The sequence below is a fragment of the Paenibacillus camerounensis genome, from assembly GCF_000723885.1.
GTDB classification, from domain to species: Bacteria; Bacillota; Bacilli; order Paenibacillales; family Paenibacillaceae; genus Paenibacillus_AQ; species Paenibacillus_AQ camerounensis.
This window is the reverse complement of sequence record NZ_CCDG010000070.1, coordinates 21,739-47,098: the sequence shown is the minus strand read 5'-3', so window position 1 is coordinate 47,098 and position 25,360 is coordinate 21,739. Positions and strand designations below refer to the sequence as shown.

Genomic DNA, 25,360 nt, shown 5'->3' with positions numbered 1-25,360 from the left:
CGTATTAACCACATGATAAACAAAATCAAACAAAAAGTCAAAGAAAGTCAAACTTAGTTTTTAAAAAAAGAGCCGACAAGCGGCTCTTTGGTTAATTAACAGTAGGACAACTGCTAAATTATGTACAAATATGAAATTAATGGCGCGCCCGCCAAGAATCGAACTTGGATCTCAGGCTTCGGAGGCCTACGTCATATCCATTGGACCACGGGCGCAACAGAATTTATTATAATACATCAAACTAATAAATGCAATCACCTAAGAAGCTGTCCTTAAAAATAACTTTATAAGCTGAAAAGCAAGACCCGGCCTCTCATGGGAGAGGAGAAACCGGCTGTTTTGGGTGTCCCGGCTGAGTTGCCTGTCTCTTCCACCCTCTGTCAGATGTATAAGATGAAAAGCGGTTGAGAATTATACTCTCGGATGACTTGCACTCCGCGTAATATTTGGTTAGAATATGAGTGGGACTTAAAAAGTTAACCCGGGACATTTTGAGACCACGAACAAGGGAATAGAGAAAGACGAAGTTGCAGGAGTGAAAGCATGCGCAATTTATTGGAAATCCAAAAGCAGCTTCTGCCTGATCTCATGGAAACCCTTAAGAGACGTTACACGATTCTACATCAGATCATGCTGTCCGATATTATCGGACGCAGAACACTGGCCGCGTCGCTGGATATGACCGAGCGGGTACTGCGCGCCGAGACGGATCTTCTGAAATCGCAAGGGCTCATTGAGATCGAGAGTGTCGGCATGCGCGTCAGCGATGCCGGTCGCAGAACGCTTGACCTGCTGGAGCCGATCGCCAAGAGCCTGTTCGGCCTGGACGATCTGGAAGAGAAGATCCGCTCAACGTATGATCTTAGTAAAGTTATTATTGTGCCAGGTGATTGCGAGTCATCGCCGTTCACAAAGCGTGAGCTCGGGCGTGCAGGAGCCAAGGCTTTTCTCGGTGTACTGCGCGGCGACGATACCATTGCCGTAACTGGCGGCTCTACCTTAGCTGAGATGGCCGATCAGCTGACTCTGGCTTTATCCGCTTCCTATAAGAATGCATGGGTTGTCCCTGCACGCGGAGGACTCGGAGAGAGTATGGAGATTCAGGCCAATACGATTGCATCCACCATGGCTAAGCGAATCGGTGCTAATTACCGTCTGCTGCATGTGCCTGATCTGCTCAGCGAGGAAGCTTACCAGTCGCTGGGGCATGACCTCAACATCGGGGAGATTGTACAAATCATCCGCAGATCGCGTATTATTGTTCATGGGATCGGTGATGCCCTTGAAATGACCCGCCGCCGCAAGCTGGATGAGGCTACAGTCTCGGAGATTCAGGCTGAAGGCGCGGTTGCCGAATCATTCGGTTACTATTTTAACGAGGCTGGCGAGGTTGTCCATACTATGCGTACGATCGGACTCCGGTTAGAGGATATTATCCGTACGGAGGTTGTTATCGGTATCGCAGGAGGCAAACGCAAAGCCAAAGCTATTCACGCAATGCTGCGCTTCGGGCAAGAGGATATTCTGGTTATTGATGAGGCGGCGGCTGTCGAAATCGGCAAAGAAATCGACATACAGTTGCAGCAAATGCTATAGATTCCAGGATATGGGGAGCGCCCGCAGTTATTTTGCATTATACTTAACATTGTTGTCTTGACGAGCTTCACGGCTTGTCTTGAATAAATAAAACGAAATCTAGGAGGAACTATTCAATGAGTGTAAAAGTTGGTATTAACGGTTTTGGACGTATTGGACGCCTTGCATTCCGCCGTATTCAAAATGTAGAAGGTATCGAAGTGGTAGCAATCAACGACTTGACTGATGCTAAGATGCTTGCTCATTTGCTTAAATATGATACAACTCAAGGTAAATTCCAGGGAGACGTTGAAGTTCATGACGGATTCTTCAAAGTAAACGGTAAAGAAGTTAAGGTTCTTGCGAACCGTAACCCAGAAGAACTGCCTTGGGGCGACCTCGGCGTAGATATCGTTCTGGAGTGCACAGGCTTCTTCACAACTAAAGAAGCTGCTGAAAAGCACCTTAAAGGCGGAGCTAAAAAAGTAGTTATCTCTGCTCCAGCTACTGGCGACATGAAAACTGTTGTTTACAACGTTAACCATGACATCCTTGATGGTTCCGAAACAGTAATTTCCGGCGCATCTTGCACAACTAACTGCCTGGCTCCAATGGCAAAAGTACTGAACGACAAGTTCGGAATCGTTGAAGGCCTGATGACTACTATTCACGCTTACACTGGCGACCAGAACACTCTGGATGCTCCTCACTCCAAGGGTGACTTCAGACGCGCTCGTGCAGCTGCTGAGAACATCATCCCTAACACTACCGGTGCTGCAAAAGCAATCGGTCTGGTAATTCCAGAACTGAAAGGCAAACTTGACGGAGCAGCACAACGCGTGCCTGTTGCTACAGGTTCCCTGACTGAGCTGGTTACTGTTCTTGATAAATCCGTTACTGTTGAAGAAATCAACGCAGCAATGAAGGAAGCTTCTGACCCAGAAACTTACGGATACACTGAAGATGAAATCGTATCTTCCGACATCAAGGGTATGACTTTCGGTTCCCTGTACGATGCAACACAAACTAAAGTCCTGACTGTTGGCGACAAACAACTGGTTAAAACCGTTGCTTGGTATGACAACGAAATGTCCTACACTGCACAGCTGGTTCGCACGTTGGAGCACTTCGCAAAACTGGCTAAGTAAGACCGGCTTAACATAAGCAGCATCTATAGAGCGGAAACAGAGGTTCCTTGTTTCCGCTCTTTCTAAATTTGGGTGTGGAGGAAGACTAATCATGAACAAAAAAAGCGTCCGTGATGTAGAAGTAGCAGGCAAACGCGTATTCGTGCGCGTCGATTTCAACGTTCCGGTGGAAGACGGCAAGATCACTGATGATACCCGTATCCGCGAAACCCTTCCAACGATTAAATACCTGATCGAAAACGGTGCAAAGGTCATTCTGGCCAGCCATATGGGCCGTCCGAAGGGTCAATTCGTTGATTCTATGCGCCTTACAGGTGCAGCTGAGCGTCTGTCCGAGCTGCTCGGCAAACCGGTAGCCAAAGCTGATGAAGCTGTCGGCGAAGCTGTTAAAGCGCAAATCGCTGAACTGAATAACGGCGACGTGCTTGTGCTTGAGAATGTCCGTTTCTATCCGGGCGAAGAAAAGAACGATCCTGAGCTGGCTAAGCAGTTCGCTGAACTGGCTGACCTGTTCGTAAATGACGCGTTCGGCGCGGCTCACCGTGCACATGCTTCTACTGAAGGTATCGCTCACTTCCTGCCGGCTGTATCCGGTCTACTGATGGAGAAAGAATTGTCCGTTCTGGGCAAAGCTCTTTCAAATCCTGAGCGTCCTTTCACTGCCATCATCGGCGGTTCCAAGGTTAAGGACAAAATCGACGTTATCGACAATCTCCTGAACCTGGCTGACAATGTTCTGATCGGCGGCGGCCTTTCCTATACATTCACCAAAGCTCAAGGCTATGAAATCGGTAAATCGCTGGTAGACAACGATAAAATCGATGCTGCGCTCGGATTCATCGAGAAGGCTAAAAAACTGGGCAAAAACTTCGTACTTCCGGTTGACGTAGTTGTCGCTGACAAGTTCGGTGCAGATGCCAACACCAAGATTGTAGATGCAACTGATATTCCTGCTGACTGGGAAGGTCTGGACATCGGCCCTAAAACTCGTGAAATCTACGCCAATATCATCAAAGATTCCAAGCTGGTTGTGTGGAACGGACCTATGGGCGTATTCGAAATCGATATCTTTGCTGAAGGAACCAAGGCTGTAGCGCAGGCTTGCGCAACAACTGAAGGCTACACTGTTATCGGCGGCGGTGATTCCGCAGCGGCAGCAGAAAAATTCCACCTGGCTGACCAAATGGATCACATCTCCACTGGCGGCGGCGCATCCCTGGAGTTCATGGAAGGCAAGGCACTTCCTGGCGTAGAAGCACTGAACGACAAGTAAGAGGCACAGAAGGAGGCAATACAAGATTATGAGCAGAACACCTATTATCGCAGGCAACTGGAAAATGTTCAAAACCGTTCCGGAAGCTGAAGGCTTCATCGCTGAAGTTAAAGGTAAGGCGGAAGTGGAAGGCGTGGAAACTGTAATTTGCGCTCCTTTTACTAACCTGCCTGCCCTGGTAGCAGCGGTTAAAGGCACAAGCATCAAAATCGGTGCACAAAACCTGCACTTTGAAGATAACGGAGCTTACACAGGCGAAATCAGCGGCGTTATGCTGAAGGACCTTGGCGTAGACTACGTAATCATCGGCCACTCCGAGCGCCGTGCTTATTTCGGCGAAACAGATGAAATTGTAAACAAAAAAATGCATGCGGCATTCCGCCACGGCATTACTCCTATCGTATGTGTCGGCGAAAAGCTCGAAGAGCGCGAAGCTGACCAGACTAAGGAAGTTTGCAAAGTGCAGACTGAAGGTGCTTTTGCCGGTCTGAGTGCTGCGCAGGCAGCTCAGGTTGTTATCGCATATGAGCCAATCTGGGCGATTGGTACTGGTAAATCCTCCACTTCCCAAGATGCCAACGAAGTTATTGCGTACATCCGTACTCTTGTAAAAGATCTGTACGATGAAGCAACAGCTGAAGTTGTCCGTATTCAATACGGCGGCAGCGTGAAGCCTGAGAATGTAACGGAGTACATGAGTCAAAGCGACATCGACGGCGCTCTCGTCGGCGGTGCCAGCCTGCAGCCTGCTTCCTTCGTTTCACTCGTTGAGGGGGCAGTGTAAGGATGTCATCTCCAAGACCTGTAGCTCTGATTATCATGGACGGTTTCGGTTTGCGTAATACGGATGAAGGCAACGCAGTTGCCCAAGCCAACAAGCCTAACTACGACCGTTACCTGAAGCAATATCCGAACACTACACTTACCGCCTGCGGCGAAGCTGTAGGACTGCCTGAAGGACAAATGGGCAACTCGGAAGTGGGTCATCTTAATATCGGTGCAGGACGGATCGTATACCAGGATCTGACCCGTATCGATAAGTCGATCCGTGACGGAGAGTTCTTTGATAACGAAACACTGGTAGCTGCTGTAAGAAGCGCTAAGTCCACCGGTAAAAAGCTTCACCTGTATGCGCTCGTTTCCGACGGCGGCGTGCACAGCCACATTAACCACCTGTTCGCCATGCTCGATCTGGCCAAGAAAGAAGATATGCACGAAGTGTATATCCATGCATTCATGGACGGCCGCGACGTAGCGCCTGACAGCGGACAAAAGTTCGTTCAGGATCTGGTTGCGAAAATCGAAGAAGTTGGCGTAGGTACAATTGCTACGGTATCCGGGCGTTACTACGCAATGGACCGTGACAAACGCTGGGAGCGTGTAGAGAAGGCTTACCGTGCAATGGTATATGGCGAAGGCCCTAAATATTCCGATGCTCTGCAGGCAATCACTGCATCCTACCAGAACTCTGTGTATGATGAATTTGTTGAGCCAAGTGTAATCGTGGACAGCAACGATAAGCCGGTAGGGGTAGTGGAAAGCGGCGATTCCGTCGTCTTCCTGAACTTCCGCCCTGACCGTGCAATTCAGCTGTCACAGGTATTCACCAACTCCGATTTCCGCGGCTTCGACCGTGGACCGCTCTTCCCGCAGGGTCTGCACTTCGTGTGCCTGACTACGTTCAGTGAAACGGTGCAGGGCTATGTAGCCTACTCGCCGAAGAACCTGGACAATACCCTGGGTGAAGTGCTGGTTCAGAACAACAAGAAGCAGCTGCGTATTGCGGAAACTGAAAAGTACCCGCACGTAACCTTCTTCTTCAGCGGCGGACGCGATGAAGAGCTTCCGGGGGAAACACGTATCCTGATTAACTCTCCAAAAGTAGCAACCTATGATCTGCAGCCTGAGATGAGCGCATACGAAGTGGCGGCGGCCTGCGTAGCGGAGATCGAAGCGGACAGACAGGATGCGATTATCCTGAACTTTGCGAACCCTGATATGGTAGGGCACTCCGGCATACTGGAGCCTACAATCAAGGCCGTTGAAGTAACGGATGAATGTGTGGGTAAAGTTGTGGATGCTGTTGTTGCCAAGGGCGGTGTTGCAATCATCATTGCCGACCATGGTAATGCTGATATGGTATTTGACGAGAATGGCCGGCCATTCACTGCTCATACCACCAATCCGGTTCCTTTCATCGTAACCACTGAGAATGTTGTTCTGCGCGAATCCGGTATCCTTGCCGATGTTGCTCCGACAATCCTTGATCTGATGGGACTTCCGCAGCCTGCGGAAATGACCGGACAATCCATGATTGCCAGCCGTAAATAAGCAGGGGTTCTTAAAGAATGCTTTGCAATAACCAAAACCATTGTTAAAAGGAGATTAACTTACATGACTATTATTTCTGATGTATATGCACGCGAAGTCCTTGACTCCCGCGGTAACCCGACTGTAGAGGTTGACGTTTATCTGGAATCCGGCGCTAAAGGCCGCGCTATCGTTCCTTCCGGCGCTTCCACCGGCGCTCATGAAGCTGTAGAGCTTCGTGATGGCGACAAATCCCGTTACCTGGGCAAAGGCGTTCTGAAGGCTGTTGAGAACGTTAACGAAATTATCGCTCCAGAAGTAATCGGTATGGACGCTCTTGACCAAGTGGGCATCGACAAGCTGATGATCACTCTGGACGGAACTCACAACAAAGGCAAGCTGGGCGCTAACGCAATCCTGGCTGTTTCCATGGCAGTAGCCCGCGCAGCTGCAGCGGCTCTGGACATTCCTTTGTACGTATACCTGGGCGGATTCAACGCTAAAGCACTGCCAGTACCAATGATGAACATCATCAACGGTGGTGAGCACGCTGACAACAACATCGACGTTCAAGAGTTCATGGTTCTTCCAGTTGGAGCTCCTAGCTTCAAAGAAGCTCTTCGCGTAGGCGCTGAAATCTTCCACAACCTGAAATCCGTACTGAGCTCCAAAGGCCTTAACACAGCTGTAGGTGACGAAGGCGGCTTCGCACCGAACCTTGGTTCGAACGAAGAAGCAATCACTACAATCATCGAAGCGATCGAAAAAGCAGGCTACAAACCAGGCGTTGACGTATTCCTGGGTATGGACGTAGCTTCCACTGAGTTCTACAAAGATGGTAAATACACACTGGCTGGTGAAGGCAAATCCTACACTTCCGCTGAGTATGTTGATCTTCTGGCTTCTTGGGTTGAGAAATACCCAATCATCACAATCGAAGACGGTATGTCCGAAGACGACTGGGATGGCTGGAAATTGCTTACTGAAAAATTGGGCGATAAAGTTCAATTGGTTGGTGACGACCTGTTCGTTACTAACACTGAGCGTCTTGCAACTGGTATCGAAAAAGGTATCGGTAACTCCATCCTGGTTAAGGTTAACCAGATTGGTACACTGACTGAAACTTTCGATGCAATCGAAATGGCTAAACGCGCCGGCTACACTGCTGTTATCTCCCACCGTTCCGGTGAGTCCGAAGACAGTACTATCGCTGACATCGCTGTAGCTACCAACGCTGGCCAGATCAAAACAGGTGCTCCTTCCCGTACTGACCGCGTTGCTAAGTACAACCAATTGCTTCGCATCGAAGACGAACTGGGTGAACTGGCTCAATACAACGGCCTGAAATCCTTCTACAACCTCAAAAGATAATTTCTTTTGATATAAGCTTGCGGGCCTGCCGGTTTCCGGCAGGCTTTTTATATTGTACGGTTAGATTGCATCGGCCTATCTTAGAATGTATTCTAATAATATACATTTATAGAAGGTGATTTAGTATGGTATTGGCTGATCTATTATACGGCGATTACTGGACTATCGGGCGGAGCAAAGATGCAGGGCGTAAACCTTAGCAGATGAATGGTTGTAATACTTTTATCGCTATGATAAAATAAAAATGCTGTTTATGAATTCGTGAAATCAAAATTACCATAGATAGTGATGCTTGGACGTAGGAGGTGGAAGTGAATGGATATCTTTTTGAAAATTGTGCTCCTGGTTTTTTCCGTCGGTCTGATTGCGGTCGTTCTTCTGCAAAAAGGGAAAAGCGCAGGTCTTTCCGGTGCCATCTCCGGCGGTGCTGAGCATCTCTTCGGTAAAACCAAAGCACGCGGTATGGAGCTCGTACTGCAGCGTGTAACAGTTGGACTGGCAGCCGGATTCTTCATTATGTCGATCGTTGTTGCCGTTTTTGTTGACTAAATCTGCATACACTAAGCCTTTGCCCTGTTCTGTAAGGAATGGGGCGGGGGCTTTTTATTTTGTGATTTTGAGCCTGCGTTAACCTTGAGATCATGATAACAGGGATGACCCGGATTGATTTCGTGTATACTAGGGTATGAAGTATATAGAGGTAAAATTTGCTTGAGGATTGACAGTCAGAAAAGGACAAGACATACATATTTGCCGGCAGCATAATGAGTGCTGCGAAAGGGCCGAGGTGACTTAATTGATAACACAGGAAATCCTACTTGATTTCATGCGGGAAACCGCTTATAAACCACTGACGTACGACGAACTGGTCAGTCATTTTGCAATAGAGGACAGCGCTGCCTTTAAGGCGTTTGAGGATTTGCTGTCTGAGCTGGAGCAGGACGGCCGGATTGTGCTGACCCGTAACAGCCGCTATGGTGTGCCGGAACGGATGGATCTATTGCGCGGACGTCTTCAGGCCCATGCCAAGGGCTTTGCTTTTCTGATTCCCGATGACCGTGATCATCCGGATGTCTATATTCACGCCAATGACCTTAAAGGTGCAATGAACGGAGATATCGTATTGATTCGTATTACCTCCAAGAGCCCGTCAGGCGGACGGATGGAAGGTGAAGTGGTACGGATCGTTAAGCGCGGTGTACTGCAGACTGTAGGTGTCTTCCAGAGTCTGGATACCTATGGATTCGTGCTGCCGGATGATAAGCGGATTAACCGCGATATTTTTATTCCGAAGCAGTCATTTGGCGGAGCCGTTGACGGTGAGAAGGTTGTAGTGCGCATCGTGAACTACCCGGAAGGCCGGGCATCGGCTGAGGGAGAGATTATTGAGATTCTCGGGCATAAGGATGATCCGGGAGTTGATATTCTGTCCGTCATCCGCAAGCATCAGCTGCCGGAGGCCTTCCCGGCTGAGGTGATGCGGGAAGCGGAGCAGGCTCCCGATTCCATTACGGATGAAGAGATCATTCAGCAAGGGCGGCGTGATTTGCGCGGGCTGAATATTGTGACCATTGACGGCGCAGATGCCAAGGACCTTGATGATGCGGTTAATGTGCAGCGCCTGGAGAACGGTAACTACAAGCTGGGCGTTCATATTGCCGACGTTGGCTACTATGTGCGTGAAAACTCCGAGCTGGACAAGGAAGCATATGACCGTGGATGCAGCGTCTACTTGGTAGACCGGGTTATTCCAATGCTGCCGCACCGGCTGTCGAACGGGATCTGCAGTCTTAATCCTAAAGTGGACCGGCTCACCATGTCCTGTGAGATGGAGTTCAACGAGCATATGAAGGTCGTGAAGCATGATGTCTTTACGAGCGTAATCCGGACCAAAGAACGAATGACCTATTCCGATGTCCGCAAAATCGTTGAGGATGAGGACCCTGAGCTGCTGGAGCGTTATAGTCCGCTGATTGAGGATTTCCGCCTGATGAAAGAGCTGGCCATGAAGCTGCGCGGGGCGCGGATGCGGCGCGGAGCGGTTGATTTTGACTTTGAAGAGAGCAAGATTATTGTGGATGAAAACGGTAAGGCGGTCGATATTGTTAAGCGAGAGCGTTCCGTGGCTGAGCAGATTATCGAGGAATTCATGCTGGCTGCCAATGAGACGGTTGCCGAGCATTTCCACTGGCTTAAGGTGCCGTTCTTGTACCGGATTCACGAGGACCCGGATCAGGAGAAGCTGCAGAACTTTATGGCGTTTGCCGCCAACTTTGGCTATCATGTCAAAGGCCGGGGCAACTCTATTCATCCGCGTGCCCTGCAGGACCTGCTGGAGCAGATTGAGGGTACGAAGGAACAGACGGTGATCAGCACGATGATGCTGCGTTCGATGAAGCAGGCGAAATACGATGCTGAAAGCACAGGCCATTTCGGCCTGGCTGCAGAATATTATTCCCACTTTACTTCACCGATCCGCCGTTATCCTGACCTTGTCATTCACCGGGTAATGCGTGAGGTAATCGAGAACGGCGGGGCGCTGACTGAGAAACGGCATGAATATCTGGCCAGCCGGATGCCCGATATTGCACAGCAGTCTTCCGAGCGTGAACGTGTGGCGGTTGAGGCAGAACGCGACACAGAACAGCTGAAGAAGGCTGAATATATGCTGGATAAGGTCGGTGAGGAATTCGAGGCAATGATCAGCAGTGTGACCAGCTTCGGAATGTTCATCGAGCTTGATAATACTGTCGAGGGTCTGATTCGTCTCAGTGCGCTGACGGACGATTATTACCACTTCGACGAAGGCCATATGGCGCTCATCGGCGAGCGTACCTCCAAGGTGTTCCGAATCGGCGACGAGGTGAAGATCCGTGTCGCCAAGGTGAACATGGACGATCATACGATTGACTTCGAGCTGCTCGACATGAAGCCGCGCGCGGCGGGCGAGCACCGCAGCTACGGCGGCCGATCCGGCAAGGGCGGCGGCTCCGCCGGAGGTAAAGGCGGCCGCGGGGGTAAAGGCAAGCCCGGCGCTGCTGGCGCGGGCAGAGGCAAACCGGGCGGTGCTGCAGGTGTTGGCAAAGGAGCTGCCGGTAAAGGCAAGTCCGTAGGCGCTGCGGGTAAGGCAGGTGGAGCTGCGGGCAAGGGCAGGTTCAAGGGCGGCGCTGCGGGCACCGGCGCCTGGGAGACGACGCCGCGCAGCGATGCGGCGGAGCCTGGCGGCGCACAGAATAGTGCGCCTGCGCGCGGCAAGCGCGGGGGCGGCGGCCCGGCTGAGGCCGCACGCCGTGCTTTTGCCGCCCTGAACGGCGAAGCGGGCGGCAGCAGTACGCCGCGTGAGCGCAGCGGCGGGGGAAAAGGCCGCGGCGGAGCGGCCGGAGGAGATGCCGCAGGGCGCGGCATCAGCTTCGGCTTCGGCTCCGGCAAGGGCGGCTACGGCGCGGGCAGCGGCGAGCTGCGCGGGGTTGATGCGAGCACCCGGTTCACCAGCCGGGAGGATCGCGGGTTTGAGAGCCGTAGCAACGGCAGCGGCAAGGATAAGGGCCGCCGCAAGAAAAACGGCGGCGTCTTCATCAGCCCGGAGGCAACGCCGGGCGGCCAGGGTAGCGGCAACGCGGAGAACGCCGTGCGCCGCAAGAAAAAGAAGAAGAAGTCTCAGGAGTAGACTGAGACTGAGGGCGCCCCAAGCAGCGCATACGGCTGCTTGGGGCGCTTTTGCGCGTCCAGCGCTCTTTTAGCGTATAAGAGACGAGCACGCAGATACATGACAACTGATTGGTTTGTAAATACGGAAGGGTATGCTTACCTCAGCCACATAAGGTAAGCCACACTGCCGGAAAAACCGCTAAATAACGCCACTGGTATCTGCTGATCTTATTGAGTAGACGAATTAATTGTTTTGGATAAACTTACTGACATACAGTTGTCAAAATAGAAAGGTTGGACTGCGAGAGTAGGTGTAATCGGAAAGCCGTCCTTCCTTGCGTTCACCGGATCCATTTTGATACAATATAGATCTGACACTAACTCCGCCTCTTGGCGGGGAAATCGATTCAAGGAGTGACTTTCATGGGTAAAAAAGCAGACGGGAAAGTGCTCGCCCAGAATAAAAAAGCTTCCCATGATTATTTTATCGAGGACACTTTTGAAGCGGGTATGGTGCTGACTGGTACGGAGATCAAGTCGCTGCGTAATGGTCGTGCGAACATTGGTGATGCGTTCGCTACCATCCGTAACGGCGAGATTCATATCCACAACATGCATATCAGCCCTTTTGAGCAGGGTAACCGTTCTAATCCTGATGATCCGACGCGTACGCGCAAGCTGCTGATGCATAAGGTGCAGATCCACAAGCTGCTCGGCTTGTCCAAGCAGGACGGCTACTCGATAGTGCCGCTGAAGGTCTATGTGCGTAACGGCTATGCCAAGCTGCTGATCGGCCTCGGTAAAGGTAAGAAGCAATACGACAAACGCGACTCTGCCGCCAAAAAGGACGCTCAACGCGATATCCAGCGCGCGCTGCGTGAGAAGCAGAAAATCGCCAGATAACCTGGTGACGGGTGTTACCGGAAGCCCGAATTCCAGATTGCTCCTTCAATTCCTTTAACCCTCGTGTTAAAGTGTTGATAAATGTGCTATACTGTTTAAGTAAGATTATTGCTTCGTGGCAGACCTCGGGTTAGAGGCTGCAGATTGGATCTCTCTTGCTTAGAAGATCCGCTTGATCCGAAGCGCCCTTTTTAATGAGGGGCCGTTCTTGGATTCGACGGGGGTAGTTCGAGCATGAGCAGCGAGTAGTGGGGACGCGTCCGCTTCATCAACGCTAAAGCCTATTAAACGGCAAACAAAACAACAACTACGCTTTCGCAGCTTAATAACCTGTGTGCGTGCTTCTACCCTGCATCGCCCATGTGACAGGGATAGGGGCTAACAAGTAGTGGGATACGCTGTCTGGTCTCCGCCTGGGGTCAGCAGAAGAAGATAATCAGGCTGACCCAACGTATAGCCGGTTACGGGGCGATACTCGGGTGACATCAAATCCGTGACTACACTCGTAGAAACTTATGTGCCGTTATCTTCGGACAGGGGTTCGACTCCCCTCGGCTCCATATGGAGTTTTAGAAAAAGCGACCTTTAGGGGCGCTTTTTTGTATCCTCACAATTAAAGTTAGGCAATGCTTATTAATGATTTCATCCAATTCCTCAAACGTGTATTTGTGGTTTATCATGTCTACTATGAGGTCTTCGGAATGTTTGGTATGCATTTTATAAACTTCAAAGGATTTCTCTACCACCACGAATACCGTCCGCATGAGGATGGTTCCCCATACTATTGTTAACGGTACCCTTTTGCAAAGTTTCTTTGTTATAATTATTTATATGAGAGTTTTTACTGATAACGCTTTTTTTACAATAATCTCTTCATTGGCTGGTGATTATGAATAAGTGAAAAATTTTGGTTAGTAGTACAGTATCCTCTGAAAAGTGAAAAAGGAAGCCAACGTGATAACTGGTTAAGAGATAAAGTAATGGAATACCTGGATATATTTCTAATAGATGCTAACTTAGGTTGTGTTGATGGCTTTGATATGGGCAAATGCATTTCCGACCCGAAAAAATATGCTCTTAATATATTTTGTATCATTACGGAAGAAGAACGTAGTATAGCCTTGGTAAAGAGAGTTTTAAGAGATAGCAGGCTTGATTATACCCGTATAAAAATTGCTACAATGCCCTATGGAAAAGAAGAATCATATAGTCTTAAATTTTCCTATAAAAAGGGTGTTACCGATTTTTCGCTATAGCACAGTTTTGAGTTTAGAATTACAACTACACCGTAAAACAATTTTCGGGCGGGATTCATGAATTTTGTGACATCAAAGCTCTGACTACACTCGTAGAAGCTTATGTGCCGTTATCTTCGGACAGAGGTTCGACTCTCCTTGGCTCCATATGGAGTAGACTGAAGGACGCCTCGAATGGGTGTCTTTTTTTATTTTCAAAATAAATAATAAAAAAATATCTATAAATGTATTATATTTTCTAACAGTGAAATTGAACATTTTAGTAAAAGGGTTTTAATAATATACTCTTGATGGGAACGGTTGTGATTGAGGCGAATTTATGGATAACCATTGGTCAACCCTTATTCAAGGTCCTAAGACTTTAGATTACGCAAAAGAGCTTAGATTCAGCGATGACCGAAAGGATTGTTTTATCAGAGTATTGGGATTACAGCCTGGAATGAGTATAGTCGATCTTGGATGTGGTCCTGGAACATTGACCCGGAAAATATTGAAGTGGCTGAATCATGATGTTTCTCTCATAGGCATTGACCGCGATTTTACTTTTGTTGAGTACGAAAACTAACGTTTAGACTCCAAAAACTCTCGCTACCTGCAAGGGTGTTTCCCCCAACAGCACCCCATTTCCTAAATCTACTATTACAATATAAAAAGCGTTCATATGTTCGTAGATTTTCGTTTATTTCCTTAAAATTTTGTGTATAATAGAGCTGACTGACCAACTTGTTCCAAAGGGGATGAAAATGATGTCAATCGGTTTGAATCCGTATTTTGTTTTTAATGGAAACACAAGAGAAGCGCTGCATTTTTATGAAAAAGCGCTGCGCGGGAGCGTGGTCGGGATCATGACGTTTGGGGATCTGCCGGAGAATCCGGATCATCCGCTGACGGAGGAGATGAAATCCCTCATTATGCACGCACAATTGAAGGTGGGTAATGCAGATCTTATGTTTTCTGATACTTTTCCGGGCACTGAACATCAGGCGGACGGGGATACGGTTCAGATTGCGGTTCATCCTTCAGAGGAGGCAGAAGGGCAGGAGATTTTTGCTGCGCTCGCAGACGGCGGTCAGGTGGTCATGCCTCTGCAGAAGACGGATTGGAGTCCGCTGTATGGGATTGTTAAGGACAAGTTCGGCGTTACTTTTCAGGTGAATGTTGCTCCGAACGGGCAAGCAGCCGGGGAGGAAGAAGAGTGACCAACTCTAATCAGTCTATTGTACCGCATATATGGTACGACAAAGAAGCGGTAGAAGCCGCTAATTTCTATGCCGCTGTGTTCCCCGAATCCAAGGTTACGAGTGTTCATACACTGCGTGACACACCGTCCGGCGACTGTGATCAGGTTTCTTTTGAAATATGGGGACAGAAGTTTATGGCGATCAGTGCAGGGCCTTATTTTAAGTTAAATCCGTCCGTGTCCTTCTTCGTTAACTTTGATCCGTCACGCGATAAGGACGCAGCTGAGCAAATAGATGAGGTCTGGAGCAAGCTATCTGAGGGCGGACAGGTACTAATGGCGCTTGATAAATATCCGTTCAGTGAGCAGTATGGCTGGATTCAGGATAAATTCGGTGTGTCCTGGCAGCTGATGCTTACGAATCCGGAGGGCGAGGAGCGGCCGGCTATCATTCCGTCCTTTTTGTTTGTCGGTGATCAATGCGGTAAGGCGGAAGAGGCGATGTCTCTCTATTTATCCGTATTTGGCAACTCACAGCAGGGAACGATTGCCCGCTATCCTAAAGGCTCGGAGCCTGACCAGGAAGGGACCCTTATGTTCGCTGACTTTAGGCTGGGCAACCAGTGGTTTACCGCAATGGACAGTGCGCATGAGCATAAATTCGGCTTCAACGAGGCAATCTCCTTTATGGTGAAATGTGATTCGCAGGAGGAGATTGATCATTACTGGGAGAAGCTGTCGGCCGTTCCCGAGGCTGAGCAGTGCGGCTGGCTCAAAGATAAGTTCGGTATTTCGTGGCAGATTGTACCTTCTGAGATGGACGAGCTGCTGGGAAAAGGAACACCGGAGCAAATCGCGCGTGTGACGAAGGCTTTTATGCAGATGAAGAAATTCGACCTTGCAGTATTGCATAAGGCTTATAGGGGCGAGTAAGAGCATAGTTCCCGGCCTCTGCCGGAAGGAATACTATAGTGTGTAAGAAAGCGGTGGGAGGCAGAACTCTTACCGCTTTTTTTGATGTGCCGGGGCTGTTTTAATAGAGAATTCAAAATAGTAGTAAACGTTCTAAAAAGTCCAACCCGGGATATTATGCATAAATGCAGGTTGTTACTAATCCGTTGATCACGGGCAGCTACAGGGTGAATATCTTAAAAATTCGTTAAAATTGATCAGAATATGCGCTTAACCTGCACTTTTGACAGATGATCAAAAATGATAATAGAAATCAGTAGCCATGATTTACAGCGCATTCAGCGATGGCTTACAATCTGACATATCTTTGGCAGTCCATGCAAGAAGATCTGGAGCCGGTCTAATAAATTCATAGAGAAGTGAGGTGAGTAGAATATAGAAAGCGCTTTATTTTAAGACTTGTTTTGAAAGCGCTTAATTTAGTGGGTCCGGAGAGCGAACTTTTTCAGCAGGAATTGGCAGCTTCATGATTACACAAAGAGGAGTGAAGGTATTGAAAAGAAGGCTTAAAAAGTATATGTCTGCAGTTCTCACAGCTTCAATGGCAATTACGCTGATACCCTCAATGGTATTAGGTGCACCCGAAGGCGGCGGCCCCTTAACTGCAGCAGTAGCGTTGACACAAGTGGGCGGTGTTTTGGATTTTGAAGATGGCGAGCTGGCAGGGACAGTAACCGGTGCTCCGGCAGCCACTGGCTCCGGGTCTGTTACAGTAGCTGTCTATGAATCAAATAAGGCGCTTCGCGTACAGCCTCCATCCGATACGGATTCAAACGAGGCCAAACAAGCAAGCTACTGGTGGACGCTTCCCTTAAATAGCGGTGAATATGATCTTACCGGCAAGGATCAGGTCGAAGTATCCTTTGACTGGTGGGCTGATATTACCCGTCCCGGCGCCAACTCGCTTGATGTCCGCCTAAATAACGGGACAGATCAGGTTATAACGCTGCGGACTGCCGGCGGCGGAACGAATGCAGACTCACCGGCGGCCATATCCTATTACGCCGGTAACATGAACGCGGCCAATGCTCCGGCAACAGGCGCGTCCATTACTGCGCTAACAGGCGTGCCGCGACTGACCAAACTGTCGGCAACCCTGAGTCTTGATCTTTTGGCCCAAGTGGCGTCAGTCAGCATTACCGACGGCGGTTCCAGAGTATACACTTCGCCGCAGCCGATCGCTATTGGTTCCGACAAGCTGACCAGTATGAGCATCGGGGCAAGCCGGGCAAGCGGACAGAACTGGGCAAGATTTAACGCAGTAACGGGCGTTGACTGGAATGAAGACACTTATGGCATGCGCGTTGATAATATTCTCTTCAAGGCGGCAGCATCCGGGGGAGTGAAACCGGTCATTAACCCGGGCGAATTAACGATATCTCCTTCTTCCGCTGCTAATCTGGAATATGGAGAGGGTTCGCTGGCAGATAAGCATTCAGCCACATACAATGCGGTTGTAATGCCTGTTAATGCGACCGACCGGACGTTTACATGGTCGATCAGCGACGATAAGGTTGCTGCGATAGCGGTAAATCCGGATATGAGTGTAACGGTAACCGCAATCGGTGCAGGCGAGGCTACTCTTACAGCTGTGTCCACAATGGATGGGTCTGTTAAGAACAGCGTGCCGGTCACAGTACAATACGTTCCTTCCGTTTCAGAGCCGGCTCCGGACTTTTCTGCTCTGTTAGCAGAAGGATATACGCAGGAGTTCGGAAGCAATTTTGCTGCAGGCGGAACAACTCCGCTATGGATATTTGCCGGGGGCAACTATCACACGATTGCCAGAGAGGAAACGCCTCAGGTTAATAACTATTTCAGATTTGATGCGTCCGGCTCAGGCAACCGCGGCGGCAAGGGGGACTTGCCCAAGGCTGTCTCCGGCAGTAAGGTCTATGTTCATTTAGACTGGAAGGTTCCAGCGGTTACTACACTGCAGAATACGTTTAACCTGAGCTTCCAGGACGGGGCCAATGTTCTGCTTAGTCTAAGAACAGGTACCTATGACGGGGCAAGAACAATAGGGGCGTTTGCAGGGACCCTGCCGGGGCCGACCGGACCTAACCCGGCTAACTTCTGGAGCAGTGACCGTTACCACGCCTTTACTTATAACGAAGTGAATGTGTGGTATAAGGTAGGTGTAGAGTTTGATTTTGATACAATGCTCGCCACAGTTTCCCTTGTTCCAAGAGATGCTGCTGAAGCAGTGCCGTCGGTGCTGACGATTCCCTTTGAGGGCAGCCAGATCAGCTCATTTGTCCTTACAGGTGAGCGCGCAGGCGGAAACAACGTTGGCGTTGTTGATAATGGCGTAGATAATTTGTATTTCTTTACTAAGCAGCTTTCAGCTGACACGATTGTCGAAGTGCTGCCCTACGAGTTCTTGGCGGAGCGTCCTGAAACAGCAGACAGCAATACCTTGCAGAGCTGGTTCAAGACCGTGTACATCGGGGATGTAGCTGACGAGGCAGGGCTTAATCTGCCGGCTACCGTTAAGGTTAAGCTGGCGGACGAGACTACTGCGGAAGTAGGCGTAACCTGGGCATTAACAGAAGCTCCGTGGTCTGCCCCGGCAGCAGAGCTGGTGTATAAAGCAGATAAGCAGGGCATATTCTCCTATGCAGGAACGCTTACGAGTGTTCCGGATATCGCAGTTAACCGGATGGGGTTAAAGGCGAAGCTGTACATTGAGAACCGTCATAAAGAGAAGCTTACCTCCGGGCCAATCTCAATGGAATGGCTGGATAGAGGGGTAGTAGCAGTTCCAGTGAACAGCGGCAACGGTGTGCTTGTAACCTGGCGTTTGCTTTTCTCTGAGTATAACAAGGGCTTAACCTTCAACGTATTCAGAAACGGCGATAAAATCAATACATCACCGGTTGCTGTACTGGATTATGTGGATGCAGGCGGCACAACCGGAGATATATACGAAGTACAGACTATAAGCACTGGTGCGGTGAGTAAGCCTGCTACGGCATGGGCCAACAACTATATTGATATTCCGCTGCAGAGACCGGCAGACCGTGACAATCCGGCACTTGCCTATGGTGCAACATCGAATGCCGAGCCTATTACCTATACAGCTAACGATACCTCTGTAGCTGATATTAACGGTGATGGACAGTATGAGATTCTTGTAAAATGGTATCCGTCCCAGGCACAAGATCCGGGTCTCACCAACAGGCACACCGGCGAGACGATCTTTGATGCCTACACGCTGGAAGGGAAATTGCTGTGGAGAATTAACCTGGGTATTAATATCGTATCCAGCGCGCACCACAGTGCCTTTAATTTCTACGATCTGGATCAGGACGGAAAAGCGGAGTTTTCCGTTAAGACAGCCGACGGAACAAGAGGATATCTGCCTAAAGCAGATGGCACTATTGATGATCTGACGGACACTCCTGCCTGGGTGTTGGGCGACCCGGAAGCAGTATGGGTAGGCGGCCTTCAGAATCCGGCAAAAGATAACCAGATCAATAACACGGCGCTGGGCAGAGTGGCGTCCGGCCCGGAAACCTTTACGGTATTTAATGGAGAAACCGGGAAGCCGGCTGATACCGTTGATTATTTTGCACCGTACAGTATTAGCGCAAACTGGGGCGATAACAATAATAACCGCAGCGACCGCTTTAACGGAGCTGTTGCCTATATGCCGAAAAATGGTGAATACGGCGCGGAGCCTTATCCTACGGTTATAGAGGTGCGTGCCCACTACGGCCCGCAGTACGTAGCTGCCTATCAGTTTATTGACGGTACAATTGTGGAGATATGGACGTTTACGCTGGCTGACTGGAATGCCGGCAACAATCAGGGCAATCACAATGTACAGGTTGCCGATGTCGATTATGACGGTTATAACGAGGTAGTGCTTGGCGGCATCACGATCGACCAGGACGGAACGATCTTGTGGAGCACCAACGGTACTAGAGGGACAGTGGCCGGAGGACACGGTGACGCGCTGCATGTAGCCGCAATGGTGCCTGACAGCAACGAAATCTATGTTTTCCAGCCGCATGAAGCCAGTCCGCCGAACAACGTAACCCTGGTTCGCGGGTCCACAGGGGAGGCTGTGTGGACATATTCAGCTAACCTGGGCGATGTTGGACGCGGCGTCGCAGCCAATGTAACTCCTCTACCAGGCTTTGAGGTTTGGGCTGTAGGAACGCCTATGTATAATATTGTAAGCGGAGAACTGATTACAAGTGATGTAGGCGGGATCGGTGTTTCTAACAAGGCACCTATTAACTTTATCCTGTATTGGGACGGAGATCTGCTGAGCGAGTTCTTTGACGGTCCGGATAACTACAACTCAACAGTCGCTCCTTCGATTACGAAATTTAATTATGATGCGGCAACGGAGCAAGGTGAGCTTACAACGCTCCAGACCTTAACCGGAACGTATTCCAACAACGGAACCAAAGCAAACCCAAGCCTGATTGCTGACATTTTCGGCGACTGGCGTGATGAGGTTCTTGTCCGTACTGATGACAATAATGCACTGAGAATCTACACGACGGATATTCCGACAGACAATGTGATTTATACGCTGATGCATGATCCGCAGTATCGTCTGGCGGCAAATTCGCAGAACGCCATGTATAACCAGCCGGCGCATCTGAGCTTTTACCTGGGTGAAGACATCCGGGATGAGGTTCAGAATATGCAGCTTCCGGTGTCTAACATTTACTACACTGTAGAAGTGGACGAGACACCGGCAGAGAATTCTATGCTGTCTGTAACAGAGACCACATACTACTCGAATGCCGGAGCCGATATCACGGTAACGGTAACATTAAACGGCAATACGCTTAGCGGAATCAAAAAAGGCGAAACGGCACTTGCTGACACCGACTACAGCCTTGCTGCTGTAACCCCGGATGGCAAGCAGGAGGTTACAATTAAGAACAGCTATCTGGCGACACTGTCGAATGGCGATATTCTGACCTTCGTCTTCAGCGCAGGTGAGCCTGCTAACTTAAAAATTATGGTAACGGTGTTCCAGAATAATAATCCGGCACCTAATCCGGCAGCCCCGACGCCAACCCCGGTTCCTACAGCAGGTCCTGGCTCTGGAACAGATACAGGCTCTCCTGTACAGACGCCTACACCGGACAAACCGTTATTCAAGAGTACCCTCGCAAACGCAGAGCAGATAAAGGCTAAGCTGCAGCAATCCCTGCAGGCAAACCAGCCGCTTAGCTTCTCTGACGTGCCGCCGGCGCATTGGGCTGCAAAAGCAATTCAGGCTGCTTCACAGCTTGGCATTGTTGAAGGCAATGCTAACGGTGCATTTAACGGTTCAAATAATGTAACCCGGGCTGAATTCGCCGCGATGATCGTCCGCACGTTAGGCATGGATACGGCAGGAGGAACAGGTTCCTTCTCCGATACCAGTGGCCACTGGGCGGATACCTATATCAGCGCATTGCACCGCGCAGGTATTGTAAACGGTGCAGGCAACGGTAGCTTCAATCCTAATCAGCAGATCACCCGTGCTGAAATGGCTGCAATCCTGGCCCGTGTGCTCGACATGAGCGCTCCTGCCAATGCAGCCGAATTTTCCGATCTTAGCAATCATTGGGCTGCGGACAGTATTGAGCAGCTTAGCAGAGCAGGTATCGTATCCGGTATGGGCAATGGGAAGTTCGCACCGAACGATACAGCTACCCGTGATCAGTCGGTAACGATTATCATGCGGATGCTGAATATCGTGCTTGATCTGGGTCTGGACCTGTAAGACAGCTATGACTGTTACACGTAGCCTCGCGGTGAATACCGCGGGGCTTTTACTTATCGTTTTGCATTGCGCTGAATATATACATACAATGGACCGATTTTTGCGTAACTCCGGGCACTCCTTTATAATGATAGGCCAGTGCGTGAAGACAGGAGGAAGCTATGAAGTTTATTAAGAATCAGCTGTTGGAGTTTGGTGTAGGCGGGGTGATGCTGGATTATCTTTCGGGTATAATCATGGCCGTTTTTATAGCACTGCTCTGTGTACTGGCTAATTTTGTAGTCAAAAAGATTGTGCTGCGGGTCATTATTCATATCATCCATAACAACCGGTATACGTGGGATAACATTATTTTGGAGAAAAAGGTGTTCCACAAGCTGTCCCATCTGGCGCCGGCCTTCATTATCTACTACTCGGCCTCTATTTTTCCGTCATATCAGTCCCTGATTGAAAAAGCGGCAATGACCTATATGATTATCGTAACGATCACCGTACTGAATGCGCTGCTAGATGCGGTTGATGATATTTACCGTTCCTTTGATGTCTCTAAGATTAGACCGATTAAGGGCTACATTCAGGTTGCCAAAATCATTCTGTTCATCATTGGCGCCATTGTGGTAATTTCCAACCTGATCGGGCAGAATCCGTTGATCATTCTAAGCGGGCTGGGGGCTTTATCTGCGGTGCTGATGCTGATTTTCAAGGATTCCATACTGGGCCTGGTGGCGGGTGTTCAGCTGTCCTCCAATGATATGGTGCGGGTCGGCGACTGGATTGAGATGCCCAAGTATAATGCGGACGGTGAGGTCATCGACATTACCCTGAACACTGTAAAGGTCATGAACTTCGATAAAACGATCACAATGATCCCCAGCTACGCGCTTATTTCAGACTCCTTCAGAAACTGGAGGGGCATGCAGGTATCGGGCGGCAGACGGATCAAACGCAGTGTATATATCGATACGAGCAGCGTGTGCTTTTGTACCAGGGAAATGATTGAGGAATTTCAGAAGATCCACTATTTAAATGATTATGTAACGGCGAAAATAAGTGAGATTAATGAATATAATATCGAGCATCAGGTCAATACGGAGAGCAAGGTGAACGGACGGCAGCTTACGAATATCGGTATATTTAGAGCCTATATTCAGGAATATCTCCGGAATCATCCGAAGATTCATAAGGACATGACACTGCTTGTCCGCCAGCTGGCACCGGGAGACAACGGGCTGCCTCTGGAGATCTACGCATTCAGCAATGACACCACGTGGGGTGTGTATGAGTCGGTGCAGGCAGATATTTTTGATCATATATTTGCGGTTATCCCAACCTTCGGGCTGCGGGTATTCCAGAATCCGACCGGCCATGATATGGTTCATTTGCATGAGAAAGCGGAATACTCGCGGAGCTATTGACGAAAGAGCCAACAGCAGCCTTAACGGGCTGCTTTTTTTGGTAATAAAAAATGAATGCGTTCTGGGGTCCCGCAAAGCACACGGGTCAGCATCCGGTTACAGGCCCGCTTTGCGGGTTATTTGGCTGTGGTCCCGCCCGCCCGTAGTCCGCAAACAGGGAAGAAAACGATCATCCCTCTGTCAAATAATCATTAAGCCAGAATTCCGCATTGCAGCTTGCGATATGAGTAAATGATTGTTTCGTAACCGCTTACATGAAGATATGCTGAGGGTGTTTTAGGACCTAATTTATGGGAGGGAATGAATTGAAGAAGAGGATAGTAAGGGTAACAGGCATTTTGCTTTTATTTTCAATGGCATTATCTTTGGTGGCAGGCAACTGGACAAACCCTACAGTACATGCGGCAGGGTTATCGATTACCGGAAGCGGAGGCTGGAATGAAACGGCTTATGCAGAGTGGTCGCCGGTAAGCGGTGCAACAGGTTATAACGTATATGTGAAGCAGGCAAGCGCATCGGACTCGCAGTATCAGCAGCTGGACAATCAGCTAATCCGCAAATACGCCTCTTATTGGAGAGCAGATGCAGTCGGGCTGGCCGCCGGAAGCTATGTAATGAAGGTAGTGGCCGTACTGTCAGGAGGTGGAACCGCGGACAGCGTAACAGGCACGCTGAATGTAACGGCGCATGACCGGTCAGGGTTTGCCTTTTCACCAAGCTCTCCCTTTGGTACAGGCTCCGGCGCTTATAACGCGAGCGGAACGCTGAGAACTGGCGCGGAGGTTCTTTATATTACCTCGCAGACCGCTCAAACAGTAACCCTTCCTGTCAAAACGAGCAGCTCTGGTACGGTGCAGACCGGCGTTGGTCTGGGTGAGATTTTGAATTTGCGGCAAAAGGGTTATGATACAACTCCGCTGGCCATCCGGCTTATCGGGAAGGTAACGGCTTCGGATCTGAGCGGACAGCTGAACAGCAGCGGTTATCTGCAGGTCAAAGGCAAAAATAATTATTCGGAAATGAATATAACCATCGAAGGAATCGGCAAGGATGCTTATGCATACGGCTGGGGGCTGCTCCTCCGTTATGTAGGCAATGTAGAAGTAAGAAACCTGGGGCTGATGCTGTTCCCTGACGACGGCGTATCGATGGATACCGGAAATGCAAATGTGTGGGTGCATAATAATGATATTTTCTACGGAGCGGCAGGCGGGGATGCGGATCAGGCTAAAGGTGACGGCTCGACCGACCTCAAGAACGGTTCTTCCTATATCACCATTTCCTACAATCATTATTGGGATTCGGGAAAATCTTCACTGGTCGGTCTGACTGAACCGTCGGAATTCTATGCTACCTTCCATCATAACTGGTTCGATCACTCGGATTCCCGCCATCCGCGGATCCGCGTAGCGTCTGTTCATATTTATAACAACTATTTTGACGGAATCTCCAAATATGGAGTAGGTGTTACCACCGGAGGCTCCGCCTTTGTTGAATCCAACGTCTTCCGCAATGCCAAATATCCGATGATGATCTCCCTTCAGGGCACGGATGCCCTTGGAGAAGGTACCTTCTCCGGCGAAAACGGCGGAATGATCAAGGCGTATAACAATCAGGTAACGGGTGCAGCCAGCCTGATCTATGCCAACTCCGGTACAGGGACTGCTGCGGCTAATGCAACCTCCTTTGATGCTTATCTGGCATCCTCAAGAAGTGAGAGTGTCCCAAGCTCGTTCAAAGCTTTAAAAGGCGGAACAGCCTACAACAACTTTGATACGTCCGTGAATACGGGAGTGAGTGCCTCAGCGGTTGACAGCGTAAGTGCGGTTGAGCAGAATGTAAGAGCAAAAGCCGGGCGACTGGGCGGCGGTGACTTTAGCTGGACCTTTAACAATGCAGTGGATGATCCTTCGTATGCGCTCAATGCCGCACTGATGTCGGCAATCCGGGGTTATGCTACTCAGCTTGTCTCTGTCGGTGGCAATTCCGGTACCACTCCGACACCGACAGCAACACCTGCACCAACAGCGACACCAGCGCCGACTTCAAGTCCGGTTCCGACAGCCACCCCGGCTGCGGGAGCGTCTGTCCATAACTTTACGGCATCCGGAAAAACGAGCAGCTTCTATACTATTCAGGGTAATCTCTCTACCAGCAAGGGGACGGTTGTTTACAATGGCCTGACCCTGACCCAATGTCTGAAAATCGAGAGCTCAACCAGCATCCAGTTCACAGCAGCTAAAGCTTCGACTCTAACCCTGGTGTTCAACGACGAAGGAACGCAGATTAAAGTAGACGGAACAAGCTATCCGATCACCAACCGGATTGCAACGATTCCGCTTGCGGCGGGGGCACATACGATTACCAAGGATAGTACGGCGAATTTGTATTATATGAAGCTGGAGTAGGGTGGGAGAGCGGCCTTTCGGGGCCGCTTTTTTCTGATGGTGCGGCTGCGATTTCTATTGCGGAATCTATATTGCGATGCTATAAAAATAGACTAAAAGGCAGGGTGCCGTGCTTCCTCTCCCCTGCCTTTTTAATATTTGTCTATGTACTTGTTGTTTGT

General features: G+C 49.6%; 16 protein-coding genes, 1 tRNA gene and 1 other RNA gene. 17 read left to right on the top strand and 1 reads right to left on the bottom strand.

Going from position 1 to position 25,360, the window contains the following annotated elements; all coding sequences use genetic code 11:
• Positions 1-140: 140 nt before the first annotated feature.
• Positions 141-215, bottom strand: a tRNA-Arg gene (locus BN3772_RS24160).
• A gap of 328 nt (positions 216-543) precedes the next feature.
• Between BN3772_RS24160 and BN3772_RS24155 the strand changes: the two genes are divergently transcribed.
• From BN3772_RS24155 to BN3772_RS24070, 17 genes are all read left to right on the top strand, one after another.
• Positions 544-1,596, top strand: a complete 1,053-nt coding sequence (locus BN3772_RS24155; protein ID WP_042172031.1) for a sugar-binding transcriptional regulator — start codon at positions 544-546, stop codon at positions 1,594-1,596.
• A 116-nt stretch (positions 1,597-1,712) separates the two neighbouring features.
• Positions 1,713-2,723 (top strand): type I glyceraldehyde-3-phosphate dehydrogenase, encoded by a 1,011-nt coding sequence (gene gap, locus BN3772_RS24150; protein ID WP_042172033.1) that lies wholly within the window; start codon positions 1,713-1,715, stop codon positions 2,721-2,723.
• Between the two features lie 91 nt (positions 2,724-2,814).
• A complete protein-coding gene (locus BN3772_RS24145) occupies positions 2,815-3,996 on the top strand; it encodes a phosphoglycerate kinase (protein ID WP_042202871.1) in 1,182 nt (393 codons plus the stop codon).
• A 28-nt stretch (positions 3,997-4,024) separates the two neighbouring features.
• A complete protein-coding gene (gene tpiA / locus BN3772_RS24140) occupies positions 4,025-4,780 on the top strand; it encodes a triose-phosphate isomerase (RefSeq protein WP_042202870.1) in 756 nt (251 codons plus the stop codon).
• Between the two features lie 2 nt (positions 4,781-4,782).
• Positions 4,783-6,327, top strand: a complete 1,545-nt coding sequence (gene gpmI, locus BN3772_RS24135; RefSeq protein ID WP_042202867.1) for a 2,3-bisphosphoglycerate-independent phosphoglycerate mutase — start codon at positions 4,783-4,785, stop codon at positions 6,325-6,327.
• Between the two features lie 63 nt (positions 6,328-6,390).
• The gene (gene eno / locus BN3772_RS24130; RefSeq protein WP_039869073.1) at positions 6,391-7,677 is read left to right on the top strand and encodes a phosphopyruvate hydratase; all 1,287 of its coding nucleotides are present in this window, start codon (positions 6,391-6,393) and stop codon (positions 7,675-7,677) included.
• A 315-nt stretch (positions 7,678-7,992) separates the two neighbouring features.
• A complete protein-coding gene (gene secG / locus BN3772_RS24125; protein ID WP_042172045.1) occupies positions 7,993-8,226 on the top strand; it encodes a preprotein translocase subunit SecG in 234 nt (77 codons plus the stop codon).
• A gap of 247 nt (positions 8,227-8,473) precedes the next feature.
• The gene (rnr, locus tag BN3772_RS24120; RefSeq protein WP_042202866.1) at positions 8,474-11,344 is read left to right on the top strand and encodes a ribonuclease R; all 2,871 of its coding nucleotides are present in this window, start codon (positions 8,474-8,476) and stop codon (positions 11,342-11,344) included.
• A 404-nt stretch (positions 11,345-11,748) separates the two neighbouring features.
• Entirely contained in the window at positions 11,749-12,228 is a 480-nt protein-coding gene (gene smpB, locus BN3772_RS24115) for an SsrA-binding protein SmpB (RefSeq protein ID WP_042172047.1), read from the top strand.
• A 198-nt stretch (positions 12,229-12,426) separates the two neighbouring features.
• Positions 12,427-12,791: a transfer-messenger RNA gene (ssrA, locus tag BN3772_RS24110) on the top strand.
• A 417-nt stretch (positions 12,792-13,208) separates the two neighbouring features.
• On the top strand, positions 13,209-13,484 hold the full coding sequence (locus tag BN3772_RS24100; protein WP_244444826.1) for a hypothetical protein: 276 nt from the start codon (positions 13,209-13,211) through the stop codon (positions 13,482-13,484).
• A 319-nt stretch (positions 13,485-13,803) separates the two neighbouring features.
• Entirely contained in the window at positions 13,804-14,049 is a 246-nt protein-coding gene (locus BN3772_RS24095) for a class I SAM-dependent methyltransferase (RefSeq protein WP_042202863.1), read from the top strand.
• 181 nt (positions 14,050-14,230) lie between these two features.
• Positions 14,231-14,683 carry a VOC family protein gene (locus BN3772_RS24090; RefSeq protein WP_042202862.1) on the top strand — a complete coding sequence of 151 codons (453 nt, stop codon included), beginning with the start codon at positions 14,231-14,233 and terminating at the stop codon, positions 14,681-14,683.
• The gene (locus BN3772_RS24085; protein WP_042202861.1) at positions 14,680-15,597 is read left to right on the top strand and encodes a VOC family protein; all 918 of its coding nucleotides are present in this window, start codon (positions 14,680-14,682) and stop codon (positions 15,595-15,597) included. Before BN3772_RS24090 ends, BN3772_RS24085 begins: the two co-directional genes overlap by 4 nt.
• Positions 15,598-16,129: 532 nt before the next feature.
• Positions 16,130-21,376, top strand: a complete 5,247-nt coding sequence (locus BN3772_RS24080) for a rhamnogalacturonan lyase family protein (RefSeq protein WP_052380671.1) — start codon at positions 16,130-16,132, stop codon at positions 21,374-21,376.
• 161 nt (positions 21,377-21,537) lie between these two features.
• Positions 21,538-22,791, top strand: coding sequence for a mechanosensitive ion channel family protein (locus BN3772_RS24075; RefSeq protein ID WP_042202859.1), 1,254 nt, complete (start codon positions 21,538-21,540; stop codon positions 22,789-22,791).
• Positions 22,792-23,144: 353 nt separating this feature from the next.
• Complete coding sequence (locus tag BN3772_RS24070; RefSeq protein WP_425280459.1) at positions 23,145-25,199, top strand: pectate lyase family protein; 2,055 nt, start codon at positions 23,145-23,147, stop codon at positions 25,197-25,199.
• Positions 25,200-25,360: the final 161 nt, after the last annotated feature.

Bases quoted from the DNA above. Each gene is read 5' to 3' on its own strand.
- BN3772_RS24155 (WP_042172031.1), top strand. From the start codon at position 544: ATGCGCAATTTATTGGAAATCCAAAAGCAGCTTCTGCCTGATCTCATG.
- gap (WP_042172033.1), top strand. From the start codon at position 1,713: ATGAGTGTAAAAGTTGGTATTAACGGTTTTGGACGTATTGGACGCCTT.
- BN3772_RS24145 (WP_042202871.1), top strand. From the start codon at position 2,815: ATGAACAAAAAAAGCGTCCGTGATGTAGAAGTAGCAGGCAAACGCGTA.
- tpiA (WP_042202870.1), top strand. From the start codon at position 4,025: ATGAGCAGAACACCTATTATCGCAGGCAACTGGAAAATGTTCAAAACC.
- gpmI (WP_042202867.1), top strand. From the start codon at position 4,783: ATGTCATCTCCAAGACCTGTAGCTCTGATTATCATGGACGGTTTCGGT.
- eno (WP_039869073.1), top strand. From the start codon at position 6,391: ATGACTATTATTTCTGATGTATATGCACGCGAAGTCCTTGACTCCCGC.
- secG (WP_042172045.1), top strand. From the start codon at position 7,993: ATGGATATCTTTTTGAAAATTGTGCTCCTGGTTTTTTCCGTCGGTCTG.
- smpB (WP_042172047.1), top strand. From the start codon at position 11,749: ATGGGTAAAAAAGCAGACGGGAAAGTGCTCGCCCAGAATAAAAAAGCT.
- BN3772_RS24100 (WP_244444826.1), top strand. From the start codon at position 13,209: ATGGAATACCTGGATATATTTCTAATAGATGCTAACTTAGGTTGTGTT.
- BN3772_RS24095 (WP_042202863.1), top strand. From the start codon at position 13,804: ATGGATAACCATTGGTCAACCCTTATTCAAGGTCCTAAGACTTTAGAT.
- BN3772_RS24090 (WP_042202862.1), top strand. From the start codon at position 14,231: ATGTCAATCGGTTTGAATCCGTATTTTGTTTTTAATGGAAACACAAGA.
- BN3772_RS24075 (WP_042202859.1), top strand. From the start codon at position 21,538: ATGAAGTTTATTAAGAATCAGCTGTTGGAGTTTGGTGTAGGCGGGGTG.
- BN3772_RS24070 (WP_425280459.1), top strand. From the start codon at position 23,145: ATGGCATTATCTTTGGTGGCAGGCAACTGGACAAACCCTACAGTACAT.